Source organism: Streptomyces sp. NPDC054840 (genome assembly GCF_053611065.1).
In genome coordinates, this window is sequence record NZ_JBSGZP010000174.1 from 1 (window position 1) to 11,951 (window position 11,951).

Annotated in this window: 10 protein-coding genes and 2 pseudogenes; 3 read left to right on the forward strand and 9 right to left on the reverse strand. The window is 73.5% G+C overall.

What is annotated here, in order from left to right:
• Positions 1–385: 385 nt before the first annotated feature.
• Positions 386–1,552 carry a low temperature requirement protein A gene (locus ACWGIU_RS15220; RefSeq protein ID WP_453705955.1) on the forward strand — a complete coding sequence of 389 codons (1,167 nt, stop codon included), beginning with the start codon at positions 386–388 and terminating at the stop codon, positions 1,550–1,552.
• 139 nt (positions 1,553–1,691) lie between these two features.
• Positions 1,692–2,946 (forward strand): annotated as a pseudogene (locus ACWGIU_RS15225) (cytochrome P450).
• 86 nt (positions 2,947–3,032) lie between these two features.
• Here the strand turns inward: ACWGIU_RS15225 and ACWGIU_RS15230 are convergent.
• Positions 3,033–3,527, reverse strand: coding sequence for a DUF5949 family protein (locus ACWGIU_RS15230; RefSeq protein WP_453705957.1), 495 nt, complete (start codon positions 3,525–3,527; stop codon positions 3,033–3,035).
• A 56-nt stretch (positions 3,528–3,583) separates the two neighbouring features.
• Entirely contained in the window at positions 3,584–4,126 is a 543-nt protein-coding gene (locus tag ACWGIU_RS15235) for a hypothetical protein (protein ID WP_453705959.1), read from the reverse strand.
• A gap of 217 nt (positions 4,127–4,343) precedes the next feature.
• Here ACWGIU_RS15235 and ACWGIU_RS15240 point away from each other — a divergent pair, with 217 nt between their 5' ends.
• Positions 4,344–4,781, forward strand: coding sequence for a DUF6299 family protein (locus tag ACWGIU_RS15240; RefSeq protein ID WP_453705961.1), 438 nt, complete (start codon positions 4,344–4,346; stop codon positions 4,779–4,781).
• A gap of 45 nt (positions 4,782–4,826) precedes the next feature.
• On the opposite strand, the gene ACWGIU_RS15245 is transcribed toward ACWGIU_RS15240, so the two are convergent.
• The 7 genes and pseudogenes from ACWGIU_RS15245 to ACWGIU_RS15275 form a co-directional block, all read right to left on the reverse strand.
• A complete protein-coding gene (locus ACWGIU_RS15245) occupies positions 4,827–4,994 on the reverse strand; it encodes a hypothetical protein (protein ID WP_453705963.1) in 168 nt (55 codons plus the stop codon).
• A gap of 67 nt (positions 4,995–5,061) precedes the next feature.
• Complete coding sequence (locus ACWGIU_RS15250) at positions 5,062–7,149, reverse strand: SpoIIE family protein phosphatase (protein ID WP_453705965.1); 2,088 nt, start codon at positions 7,147–7,149, stop codon at positions 5,062–5,064.
• A 12-nt stretch (positions 7,150–7,161) separates the two neighbouring features.
• On the reverse strand, positions 7,162–7,434 hold the full coding sequence (locus ACWGIU_RS15255; protein ID WP_453705967.1) for a hypothetical protein: 273 nt from the start codon (positions 7,432–7,434) through the stop codon (positions 7,162–7,164).
• Positions 7,435–7,458: 24 nt separating this feature from the next.
• Positions 7,459–7,689, reverse strand: a pseudogene (locus tag ACWGIU_RS15260) (hypothetical protein); the annotation flags it as partial.
• A gap of 42 nt (positions 7,690–7,731) precedes the next feature.
• Positions 7,732–9,213: a carboxylate--amine ligase gene (locus ACWGIU_RS15265; RefSeq protein WP_453705969.1), complete on the reverse strand. Its 1,482-nt coding sequence runs from the start codon at positions 9,211–9,213 to the stop codon at positions 7,732–7,734.
• A 672-nt stretch (positions 9,214–9,885) separates the two neighbouring features.
• The gene (locus ACWGIU_RS15270; protein ID WP_453705971.1) at positions 9,886–11,025 is read right to left on the reverse strand and encodes a GNAT family N-acetyltransferase; all 1,140 of its coding nucleotides are present in this window, start codon (positions 11,023–11,025) and stop codon (positions 9,886–9,888) included.
• Entirely contained in the window at positions 11,022–11,837 is an 816-nt protein-coding gene (locus ACWGIU_RS15275) for a lipopolysaccharide biosynthesis protein (protein WP_453705973.1), read from the reverse strand. The genes ACWGIU_RS15270 and ACWGIU_RS15275 overlap by 4 nt, the downstream gene beginning before the upstream one ends.
• Between the last annotated feature and the right edge of the window lie 114 nt (positions 11,838–11,951).

Here is an 11,951-nt window from a genome sequence, read left to right on the forward strand (position 1 = left end):
AGCGGGTCGTCGAAGATCAGCTTGGGCTTCGGGCGGGGCTTGTCGGCCTCGGGCGCGGTGCGCGAGGGCTGCGGGCCGGGGGCGGGGGTGCTGCTCATGCCTCCAGGGTACGGCCGCCCCCCGCGCCTCCCCGGCCGCCCTGTCCCCCACCCCGTCCGCCGGCCGGGTTCGGCCGGCCGCCTCGGCTCCGGGGCGGGCGGGGAACCGTCGGCCCAGCGCCGGGCATGTGGCGCGGATGTCGATGGGGGGCGTGTGACGGCGTCCGCCGGCGGCTCCGACGACTTCAGGGCCACGCACCGCGCCTCGCATCCGCCCGGGGCACACGGGCCGTACGGGCCGCGCGTCCGCCCTGCCGGAGGTCGCTGCCTCTGGTCTCCTGGCCGGTATGGCCTACTCCCCCATGACCGCTCGCAGCCCCGACGAGCTCCACCGTGCCGCCACCCCGCTGGAGCTGTTCTTCGACCTCTGCTTCGTCGTCGCCATCGCCCAGGCCGGCGCCCGGCTGGTGCACTCGCTCGCGGAGGGCCATCCCGGCTCGGGGGTGGTCGGCTACTTCTTCGTCTTCTTCGGCGTGTGGTGGGCCTGGATGAATTTCACCTGGTTCGCCTCGGCGTACGACGTGGACGACGTCCCGTACCGGATCGCGACCCTCGTGCAGATCGCGGGTGTGCTCGTGTACGCGGCCGGGGTGAGCCGGGCCTTCGACGACAACAACTGGGCGGTCGCGGTCACCGGCTACATCATCATGCGCGTCGCCCTGACGGCGCAGTGGCTTCGGGCGGCCTCCGGGGAGCAGGGCGAGGCCCGGGCGGCGGCCCTGAAGTACGCGGCCGGACTGGTGATCTGCCAGCTGGGCTGGATCGGCCTGCTGTTGGTCCCGGACGACCTGAAGCGCTGGACGTTCGTCGTCCTGCTCCTCGCCGAGCTGGCGGTTCCGGTGATCGCGGAACGGGGGCACCGGACGCCCTGGCACGCGCACCACATCGTGGAGCGGTACGGCCTGTTCACCATCATCGTGCTCGGCGAGACGATCGCCGCGGCCACGGTCGCCGTGAAGTCCGCGATCGACGAGCACGAGGCGCTGGACCAGCTGCTGCCCATCGCGGCGGGCGGGCTGCTGATCGTCTTCGCCGCGTGGTGGATCTACTTCGCCGTGCCGATGCACGAGCACCTGAGGTCCAACCGCGAGGCCATCCCGTGGGGTTACGGGCACCTGTTGATCTTCGCCTCGGGTGCGGCGATCGGCGCCGGCATCGAGGTGGCGGTCGAGCACGTGGTCGGCAAGGCGCACATCTCCCAGGTCGCCGCGAACGCCGCCGTGATGGTCCCGAGCGCGCTGTTCCTTCTGATGGTGTGGCTGCTGCACTCCCGCCACTTCAAGCGCGGCCTCGCCCAGCAGCTGGTGCTGCCGGTGTCCGCCGTCGTGACGCTCGCCTGCACCTGGTCGGGTACGTACGCGGTGCTCTGGGCGGGCCTCATCGGAGTGCTGACAGTGGCGGTCGGCCTGACCCTGTCCACACGGGCCGGTGCCACCAGCCGCGCCGCCGTCTGAGTCCCGCGGACCGCCCGCACCCGCCGCCCGTACCCGTACCCGTACCCGCGCCCGCGTCCGTGGCCCGCCGGACCGTCACTCCCGCGCCCCCGCCCCGTTCTCCAGCGCAGAACGACGCGCACCGACTGGAGGCCCTGCCTTGACACTCCCGGCACAACGCCACGGCACCGACCCCGGCAGGGAGCTGGCCGAGCCAGGCTTCTGGCAGCGGCCCCCCGCCCACCGCCTCGCGGCCTTCGCCCGGCTGCGCACGGCCGAGGGCCCGGTGTTCGTCCCCGAGGGGTCCGGGCCCGGCCACTGGGCCCTCGTCCGCCACGCCCAGGTGCAGGAGGCCAGCCGCCTCCCCAAGGTCTTCGCCAGTGCCCCCGGCGTGACCACCCCCGAGCCGGCCCGCTGGGATGCGGGGCCTGTTCGGGGACTCCATGGTCAATCTGGACGGCCCCGACCACGCCCAGCTGCGCAAGATCGTGCAGCGTGCCTTCACGCCCCGTCTGCTGGCAGCCGCCGAGGCCGACATCCACGCCGTGGCGGCCCGCATCGTGGACGACGTACTGGCCGAGCGGCCCGACGAGTTCGTCGCGGCCGTGGCCTCCCGGCTGCCCCTGGAGGTCATCTGCAACATGATGGGCATCCCTGAGCACTACCGGGCCGAGATCGCCGACCGCGTCAACCACGCCTCCGAGAACATCGGTGTGGAGCGGGGCCTGGCCTCCCGGCTGCGGATGCCGGGGCGCGGGCTACGCGCCCTCGCCCGTATGCAGCGGATGGTGGCGGGCCTCGGGCGGGAGCGGCGCAAGCACCCCACCGACGACCTGATCTCGGCGCTGGTCCGCGCGAACGTCGACGGCCAGGCCCTCGGGGCACGTCAGCTCGGCGCCTTCTTCTCCCTGTTGATGGTCGCCGGGGTGGAGACCACCCGGAACGCGATCACCCATGGTCTGTCCCTGCTGACGGACCACCCCGACCAGCGTGACCTGCTGATCTCCGACTTCGAGAGGTACGCGGACGGCGCGGTGGACGAGATGATCCGGCATTCGACGCCCATCATCCAGTTCCGCCGGACCGTGGCCGCCGAGCACACCATGGACGGGCAGGTGTTCCGGCCGGGCGACAAGGTGGTCCTCTACTACGCCTCCGCCAACCGCGACGAGGCGGTCTTCCCCGACCCGAACGCCTTCCTCATCACCCGCTCGCCCAATCCGCACCTCGGGTTCGGCGGCGGCGGTCCGCACTTCTGCCTGGGCGCGCACCTGGCCCGGGTGGAGATGAAGGCCCTCTTCCGTGAACTGCTGACCCGGCCGGTCGGGCTGCGGGCGGTGGGCCTGCCGGACCTGGCGGGGTCGAACTTCGACAACCGGGTCCGCTCGTTGAAGTTCGCCTTCGAACGGCCCTGACCCCTGCCCGGGAAAAGCGGAACCGGCCACCGGGCAGGCTGGGAGCCCGGCGGCCGGAGCGGGTGGTGGCGGCACCCGGCCTGGAGTTACCGCTGCACGCGCCGCACGGCGAGGACGCAGTGCGCGCTGCTGGTGAGCACGGACTCGTCGCCGGCGAAGGCCTGCAGGGTCTCCGGCGCGACCGGCCGACCCGGGATCGCCTCCGGCCAGGCGCGGGTGGCGAAGAGGAAGTACGCCTGTCCGCTCTCGTCCGCCGCGGCGACCCACTCGTCGGGGGCGGTGCAGCGCGCGTTCATCCCGGGCAGGGTGAGCGCGATCTGGTTGCCCTCCAGCAGGATCTGCACCGGGAAGGTGGCCGCCTTGAGGGTGCCGTCCATGACCACGTCGCCGATGGGCAGGCCGATCTCCTCCAGCAACCCGCGGGCGGCCGCCTCGCCCGCCTCCCGGCCCTTCGGTCCGTCACCGAGGGTGTAGGCGAGGAGGTACGGAATGTCGTGCGCCTCTTCGGGGTCGCCGATCCAGGCGAGCACCGAAAGGGTGCCGAGCTGGGACCGGTCGATTTCGGCTTGAGTAGAAGTCATGCGCGCACCCTAGTGGTCTCTCCGCCGAGCCTTTCACGGCCCTTCACCCAGGCGGGCTAGACGGCCCAGAATCCCTCTCCGGAATTCGCCTGCGTGTTCGCGTCCTGGTACTGGAGCCGCACAATGCGCGTGCTTTCCGGAATTTCGAACACCACCCAGCCCGCGGCCCGCTCACCGACCTCCAGGGAATCGAAGACGATCGGTTTGCCGGTCGTCAGCTCGCCGGTCGTCACCACCGGGTGACGCTGGCCCGCGAGGTCGTGCGCCCACATGCCTCCGGGCGCCCCGGACGAGGCCCCGCCCACGTTGACGAAGGACATCGAGGCGGCCGCCCAGCGCTTCCCGGCGGACGGGGCGAAGTTCTTGTCCACGCTGATCGCCGGGTCGACGAACGCCCCGAACTCGACCTGGAGGTGTCGGCCGACCTGCCTGCCGTGCACCCGTGCGGTGCCACCCACAGGGGCGTCCTTCACGGCGGGACGGCCGGGAGCCTCCGCCGCGCCCGGCGCCCCGTCGTCCACCACAACCGCCTGCGCGGCGCCGGGGGCGAGCGCGTCCGGCTCGGGGGCGATCTGGCAGGCGGTGGCACCGAACAGCATCAGCGGAAGCAGGATCAGGACGGGCAGGCAGGACGGGCAGGGGGAGGGCGGGCCGGTGCATGCAAGATCCCTTCGGGGGGCACTCTCGGGCAGTTTCACGGGCCCCGGCAGCTAATTGCCCACAACGACACGAGCGCTCGGAGCGAGTGCGTACGTCCTGCTGCCAGCACAATGCGTTCCGGCGGAATCCCGCCGTCCGACGCACCTGGAGGAATGAATGCGCATCGCCGCCCGCCGAATGTCACTCGCGGCCTTCTCCGCAATGGCCGCCACCACGCTTTTCACGGCTCCGGCCGGCGCCACCGTTTTCAACCATGGGATTTCCGTGCGCGACGCGTACGTCGCCCACGACGGCGCCGTCACCCTTTCCGGGACGTACCACTGCGAGCAGGCGTCACCCAGGGGGGCGATGCAGATCAAGGCGACCGTCGCGCAGGAGGGAGGCGGCCGGCTGAGCGTGGGCGCGGAGCAGATCGTCTGCGACGGCCGGGAGCGCCGCTGGGTGGCGAACGCGCCGGGCGCCTACGCGAACGTCCACCCGGGCCGTGCGGTGGTCACCGCGGAGCTCCAGGAGGTCCGGTTCTCGGGCCTGATGCCGAGGTCGGTCACCACGGTCGCCCAGGCCTCGCAGAACGTCGAGGTCCGCGAGCACTGAGCGGTGCGGTGCCCGCGGTCCGCGCCCGGGGGCCGGTAGCCGCCGCTACCGGCAGTCGGGGGCGACGCCCGTCATCGACATGAAGGCCACCGACTGGCACGCGGGGTCCGCGTGCGGTCGCCCCGTCGCCCAGTCCACGACCGCCGGCACCCCGGCCACGAGCAGGAGCACGGCCAGGACGCCCGTCACGGCGGCCTTGGTCAGCCCGCGCACAACACGATCCGTTCCATGGCTCGCATCATCACCCGACCCCCGGCACCCCACAACCCGGGTTGCTCCGTCACCCCGCGCTCCGGGTCCTGCCCCCGACGTCGAACTCGCACCACACCGCCTTGCCGTCGCCCCGGGACTCCACGCCCCAGTGGGTGGCCAGCGCGTCCACCAGCAGCAGCCCGCGCCCCGTGGTGGCCGCCTCGCCCGGGGTGCGCCGGCGCGGCCACACGCTGGAGCGGTCCTTGACCCACAGCCGGATCCGCCGAACCGGCTCCGGCAGCACCTCCATCGTCAGCACCGCCCCGCCGTCGGTGTGCAGCAGGGCGTTGACCAGCAGCTCCCCGGCCGCGACCTCCACATCGTCGGCGAGCTCCGGCATCCCCCAGTCGCGCAGGGCCTGGCGCAGGGCGTAGCGGGCCTCCGAAAGGCCTTCCGGGTCGGCCTGGTGGACGTACTGGTGGATGCGCGGTGCCCGGTGGGTGCCCGGGTCGGGGGCCCGGCGCAACACCAGCAGGGCCACGTCGTCCCCGGAGCCCCAGCGCTCCCAGAGCCGGTCGGAGAGGTGGTCGGCGAGCGCCCCGGCCCCCTGGGGGCCGCTGCGCACCGCCTGGGCGAGGGCGTCCATCCCGGCGGTGATGGTGGTGCCGGGCTCCTCCACCAGGCCGTCCGTGCACAGCACGAGAGTCTCCCCGGGGACCAGGTCGAGCCGGGTCTCGGGGAACTCCTCGTACCCGAAGAGCGAGGCCAGCCCGAGCGGCAGGCCGCCGCGCACATTGGGCCAGCCCGTACGCCCGTCCGTGTGCCGGATCAGCGGTCCGAGGTGACCCGCGCGGACCGCCCGTACGCCACCCGTCTCCAGATCCACCTGGGCGTACATGCAGGTGGCGAAGCGCTCGGTGTCCAGCTCGGCGAGGAAGCGCGAGGCCCGGGCCAGCACGGTGGACGGCGGATGGCCCTCCCCCGCGTACGCCCGCAGCGCGATCCGCAGCTGGCCCATGATCGCCGCCGCGTGCGTGTCGTGGCCCTGGACGTCGCCCACCACCACGCCCACGCGGTCGCGGGGCAGCGAGATCACGTCGTACCAGTCGCCGCCGACCTCGCGCCCGCTCCAGGCCGCGTGGTAGCGGACCGCGATCTCCCCGCCGTTGATCTCGGGGATCCGGCGCGGCAGCATGGCTGCCTGCAGGCCGGTCGCGAACTCGCGCTCCTGGTCGAACAGGAGCGCCCGTTGGAGTGACTGGGCCACGATGCCCGCCAGGCCCAGGCACAGGTTGCGCTCCTCCGGGCTGAACTCGGTGCGCCGCCGGTAGAACAGCACCAGCCCCCCGATGGCCTTGGCCTGTGCGATCAGGGGCAGGTAGGCGGCGGCGTCGTACTGGATCCGGTCCAGGTAGTCCGCGAGGAGCGGGAACTCCCCGCCGAGCTCGGTGAGCGAGGTGACGAAACGTGCCTGCCGGGTGAGCACCGCGTGCGACAGCGGCAGTGAACCGTCCAGTCGGGTGAACCGGCGCTCGCTGAGGATCTCCAGGGACTCCCCGCTCAGCGCGATGATCTTGATGGTGCCGCCCTCGACCAGCCCCAGGGCCAGCCCGTCCGCACCGAGCCGTTCCAGCGCGCCCGCCCCGGTCAGCGCGGCCGTGACGTCGTCGACCGTCACCGCCCGCGACAGGGCCTCCGTGGTCCGCTGCACGATCGTCGTCTGCTGGGCGCGCGCCGCCTCCAGCTTGCGCAGCAACGTCGCGTGGGCCAGCTCGGCCGTCGCGTCCCGGACGATCCCCACGATCCGCTCGGGCTGCCCGGCGCCGTCCCGCAGCACCCGGCCCGAGGTGTGCGTCCACTGGTCGCGGCCGTCGCGCCGCTGCACCATGAAGTACGCGCCGTACGTGTCCCCGCCGCCCGCCAGGACACCTTCGATGATCTCGGTCAGCCGGACCCCGTCCTCGGGCGGGACGCGCAGCCCCACCCCGGGCACGGTGCCGTCGAACTCCTCCGGCCCGAGGTCGAGGACGTCCATCGCGGCCTCGTCCAGCACCACCGTCCCGGCGACCAGGTCCCATTCGAGGCTGCCCATGCCGTTGAGCGCGAACCGCTCCTCGGGCGCGGTCACGGGGGACCGCCGGACCGGCTCGGGTCCGTCCCGTTCCGCCGCTGCCACGTTCCACACCACCTAACGGCCGGGCCAGCACGGCTGGGAGATCAGCCGCTCCCACTCCTCGTCAGGATGCCCCGGCAGCGTGCGCCCGGCCTCCTGCCAGCGCTTGACCAGGGAGAGGTAGATCGTGGGCTGGTCGGCATGGGAGGCCGTCGCGTACGGGCCCGCGTACGGTCCCGCGTAGGAGGTGCGGTCGGACCCGGCGGCCCTGGGCCGGCCGGCGGGCTGTTCCCCGCGGCTGGCGGGAATGCGTACCCAGCCGCGACCCTGTGCTCGTTCCGAGCTCATCACGGACCCCTCTCTCCACGGATCTCACCGCAGATACGTCTTCGGATGCCCTGGGGGTACCCCCGGAAGGTGCCCGGGGGTGGCAGCCCGGCCCGGCCGGGCGACACCGGGGGAACCCGGCCGCGGACCCCGGGCACCGAGGCGCTTGCGGACTCCTCTCTCCAGTCTCCCCGCCGTGAAGCCCGCGCCGTGCACGAATCGCATGGAAGGGCCGAATGAGGGAGCCGTCAGCAGCCCCGCGAAGAACAGCCCGGGCCGATGGGCACCGGCGCGGCACGTCCGCGGCGGCGGTCCGGGTCAACGGGTCATCAGCTCGTCCGGCTCGGCCGAGGCCCCCGGCGGAACGGGCCGGGAGGCCGGTGCCGCGGATCCGGCCGAACCGGCCGACGACTGGTTCCGGCCGCGCTGCCGGGGAGCGCGGACGACCGCGAGCGCCGTGCGGCGGCCCTGCTCCGGAACCCCGCGCAGCACCCGTACGCCCTTCCCCGCACCCCGCCCCAGCAGGGCGCCCAGCATCGCCAGGAACGGAAGCAGGTCGTCCGCTGCGAACCAGGCCGTCTCGACGCGCCCCCGCTCGGCGGACCGCTTCGGAGCCCGCTGCGGGAGCCACTCCGGGACCGTCCCCCGGGCCGCGCCCGGGGCCGAGGACTCGGACGCCACCGCCGACCCGGTCGGGTCCGCGGGGAGCGCCGCGGGGCGACGCGGCATCGACCCGCCCCGGATCGTCGCCAGCAGCGCGTAGTTCTCGGCGACGAACACCCGGCCCGGTCCGCCCGATGGCCGCGGGACCTGCTGACCCGTCAGGTCCAGGTACATCGCCTGTACGACGTCCAGCCCGGCCGAGTCCGCGAACAGCCGGAACTGCGCGCCCGGCCTCGGGTTGAAGTCCACCAACCGGAAGCAGCCCTGCTCGTCGCGGCGGAAGTCCAGGTCCAGGATCCCCTGGTAGCCCAGCCGTTCGGCGAGCCGCAGCCCCGCCTCCTCCACCGCCGGATCCGGCAGCCAGCGCCCCACGGCCGTCAGCCCCGTCCGCACCGGCCAGGACAGCTCTTTGCGCCCTGAGCCCGCGAGCAGCGGACGCCCGCCCCGCGCGAAGGCACCGTGGAAGAACCAGTCGGTGTCCGGCCCGGCCGGCAGGAACCGCTGGAACAGCAGGCGGCTCCGGGCCTCGGCGGAGCGCTCGTAGAGGCGGCGCGCCTCGGCGGTGGTGTGCACGAGCATGGTGCTGCGCAGCCCGTCGGCTCCGGTGGGCAGCAGCCAGGGCCGGCTCCATTTGGCGATCACCGGCAGGCCGAGTCGCCAGGCCGCCTCGGCCGCCTCCGCCCCGCTCGCCGGGATCACGGTCTCCGGGTGCGGGACGTCCCACCGTGCGCAGAGCCGCGACAGCTCGGCCTTGTCGGCCACCCGGGCGGGCAGGTTGTCGGGCTGATGGGGGATCCGGAAACGCTCGCGGAGCATCGGCGCGACCCGGGACACGGCGATCGCGCTCAGGTCGTCCATGGCGATGAGCACGGCCGGGCGGCCGATCCGCTCCGAGACCGCGGTCAGACACTCCAGCAGCGCCTCGGGCGCCTCGGGGTCCAGCCCGCCCGCCGGCCCGGGATGCACGGCGCGCAGATATCGCGAACGCCCCATGGGCCCTCCCCCGGCCTCGACGACGGCATGGACCTCCACGCCCTTGCGGCCGAGCGATCTGACGGCGCCGAGGGTTCCGTGGTGGAACGGATTGCGATCGAGTCTGAGCACAACGGCGGGCACATGGTTGAGATACGCGTGCATGGCAACGGTGTCTTTCACCTAGTCGGACCAAGCGGGGGTGGTGCGCACCTGCGAATGGTCAACGCGGCAGTCACCGGACAGGCCATTCGTCAGATCTGACGCCTAACGTCTTGGGTGGGCACACCGATTCAGGAAAGCTGGGGAGCTCCCGGTGGTACCCACGCCCGTGGTGCCGACCCCGGTGGTCCAGACCCCCGTGGTCCCGACCCCCGTGGTCCCCACCCCCGTGGTGCCCTCGCCGGTCGGCCCGACCCCGCAGACCCCGACGCCCCAGGCGCCCACGCCTCAGGTCCCGACGCCCGTGGTCCCGACACCCACGCCGGTGGTCCCGACGCCCGTGCTCCCGCTGCCGGTCACGCCCAGCCCGCTCGTCCCGACACCGCAGGTCCCCGACCCCGACCCCGACCCCGACCCCGACGCCGAGCCCACCCCCAAGCCCTCGCCGGCGGTCCCGACGCACACGCCGGTCGTCCCGGGTCCGCCCACGCCGAAGCCCGAGCCCACGCCACCGAAGCCCCTGCCGCAGCCCACACCGCCGCCGGTCAACAGCAAGCACTGGTGCGTGCCGCTCAACGTCGGCGAGTGGCTCTCCAAGCTGGTCGGCACGCAGTCCGTCTGCGTCAAGCTGGACTTCGGCAAGGACTCCGGCCTCTGGCCCTTCTGGTCGGGTCATCACACCCGCAGTTCGTTGAGCCGCGCCCGCCAGTTCATGGCGGCCGGCAGTGCCTCCCGCAGTGCGTCCACCGCCCGCTCGCGCCCCGTCACCTGCGACTCGTGTACGCGCAGCAGGGGCGCGAGCGCCGCCGTGGCCAGTAACAACCGCCGGTTGACGACCGTTTCGGGCCGCCAGTGGTTCTTGTACGGCTCGTTGCCGCGCAGGAAGCTCACCACCGGACGGCCCTCGGCGAGGGCCCGCCCGGCCTCGTAGCGCAGCAGCAGCGTCGCGATGTCCACCTTCCGCGTCCGCAGGTCCGGGTCGGCGCCGTACAGGTAGCCGCCGCTGAGCCCGGGCGACAGCAGCGTGACGTTGGCCGCCACCACCTTGCCGTCCAGCCGGAACTCCGTCAGCCGGCTCTCCCCGGCCCGCACCATCCGCCGGGTGGCCCGGGTCAGGTGCTCGGCGAAGCGGGGCCGCAGGTGCTCGGGCGTCACCCCGCGGCCGCGCCACTGCTTCTCGTGCAGCCGCAGCAGGGTCCGTACGGCGCGCGGCACCTCTTCCTCGGCGACCTCGTGCTCCTCGATGCCGGCCGCGTCGGTCTTGCGCAGTTTGGCCCGCACCCGCTGGGCGCCGGAGGCCGGCATCCGCTTGACCAGTTCGTCGAACGGCAGTGTGGGCAGCTCCATGCACGTGGAGTCGGCCAGCACGCTGGAGACCCCGGGCCACTGCCGGTACAGCTGCTCGGCGGCGGCCCCGGGACGTACCTCCCGCAGGTCCACGACGGCGCCGCGGGCGGCCCGGTGCAGCCCGTGGGCCAGCGCCGGGACGACCTGGTCGGCGTACTCCGCGGCCACGAGCACGTCGAAGTGGTCGGTGATGGGGCCGCCGAGCGGCACCAGCAGGGGCATCGGCCGGTGTACGAGCATCAGGGCGGCCGCGCCGACCAGCTCCTCGCCTCGCCGGACGAGGACGATCCGGAGTCGGCCGTCCTTGCCGTACGACAGCCACCAGGAGTGGAGCCAGGCGTGGCTCTGGAAGGGGGTGGCGGTGGGGCAGCCGCGGAAGAGCCTGTTCCAGGACTCCTCCAGCGCGGCGAACTGCCGGGGGTCGCGGCACAGCGTCACCGACAGGACCCCGGCGCGGCCCGGACTCATCGAACGGACTCCTTCTCCTTGGCCGAGGCCGGCTCCCCCTGGGCGGGCAGCGAGGCGTACTCCTCGACCGGGCTGTCGACTACGGCCTCCACCGAGGAGTCGACCGAGGATCCGGCCGCGGACCCGACCCGGGACCCCGTCGCGCCGTCCTCGGAACGCCGCGCGCGGCCCGGCCGGGCGAGCAGCGACAGTCCGCCCAGCAGTCCGCCGGCGCACAGGCCGACGGCGCCGCTGATGGCGGCGGAGGGGGAGGCGGGCTCCGCCGGGGCCACCGCCTGGTTGAAGAGGAGCAGCTGGACACCGGTGTTCTTGGCGGCCTGATTGCTGCTCAGGGACAGGGCGTCGGCCACCGCGTTCGCGATGTCGGCGGCCTCTGCGGGGCTCGTCGAGGTACCCGTGACGGCGATCATCGGCGACTCGGGGGAGGTCTCGGCCCGTACCTGGGTACGCAGCTTCGCGGCGCTGATGCCGGCTCGCGGCTGGGCGTAGGCGAGGGTGGAACTGCTGGTCGTGATACGGGCGTAGGCCTGCGCGAAGCCGAGGGCGGTGGCCGGCTCGGTGGTGTCGTCGGGTACGGCGACGACGTAGCTGGTGGCGGCGTACTCGGGGGCCTTGAGCACCCCGTACGCCCCGCCCGCGACCAGCCCCAGCAGGGCGCAGGCGGGCAGCGGCCACCACGGGGGCGCCGACAGCTTCCGGCGGTGCGGCCTGCGCTCGGAACGGTGGTCCGGCCTCCGCTCGGACCTGTTCTCCGGCCTGCCCCCGGCCTTCCTCTCGGCCTTCTCGGGCTTCTTCTCGGACGTGTCGGCCATGCGCGTGCTCGCTTCCTGTGGGTGGAGGGGAGTTCCTTCAGGTCCCGTCGGGACCCCTTCGGACGCGGGAGGGATCAGCCGGTGCCGGTCGGCTCCGCCGGTCCCGGCCCGCCC

What these genes read in the sequence shown, in the direction of transcription:
- ACWGIU_RS15275 (WP_453705973.1), bottom strand. Translation starts at nt 11,837, where the DNA reads ATGGCCGACACGTCCGAGAAGAAGCCCGAGAAGGCCGAGAGGAAGGCC.
- ACWGIU_RS15255 (WP_453705967.1), bottom strand. Translation starts at nt 7,434, where the DNA reads ATGAGCTCGGAACGAGCACAGGGTCGCGGCTGGGTACGCATTCCCGCC.
- ACWGIU_RS15220 (WP_453705955.1), top strand. Translation starts at nt 386, where the DNA reads ATGGCCTACTCCCCCATGACCGCTCGCAGCCCCGACGAGCTCCACCGT.
- ACWGIU_RS15235 (WP_453705959.1), bottom strand. Translation starts at nt 4,126, where the DNA reads ATGCTGTTCGGTGCCACCGCCTGCCAGATCGCCCCCGAGCCGGACGCG.
- ACWGIU_RS15230 (WP_453705957.1), bottom strand. Translation starts at nt 3,527, where the DNA reads ATGACTTCTACTCAAGCCGAAATCGACCGGTCCCAGCTCGGCACCCTT.
- ACWGIU_RS15240 (WP_453705961.1), top strand. Translation starts at nt 4,344, where the DNA reads ATGCGCATCGCCGCCCGCCGAATGTCACTCGCGGCCTTCTCCGCAATG.
- ACWGIU_RS15265 (WP_453705969.1), bottom strand. Translation starts at nt 9,213, where the DNA reads ATGCACGCGTATCTCAACCATGTGCCCGCCGTTGTGCTCAGACTCGAT.
- ACWGIU_RS15270 (WP_453705971.1), bottom strand. Translation starts at nt 11,025, where the DNA reads ATGAGTCCGGGCCGCGCCGGGGTCCTGTCGGTGACGCTGTGCCGCGAC.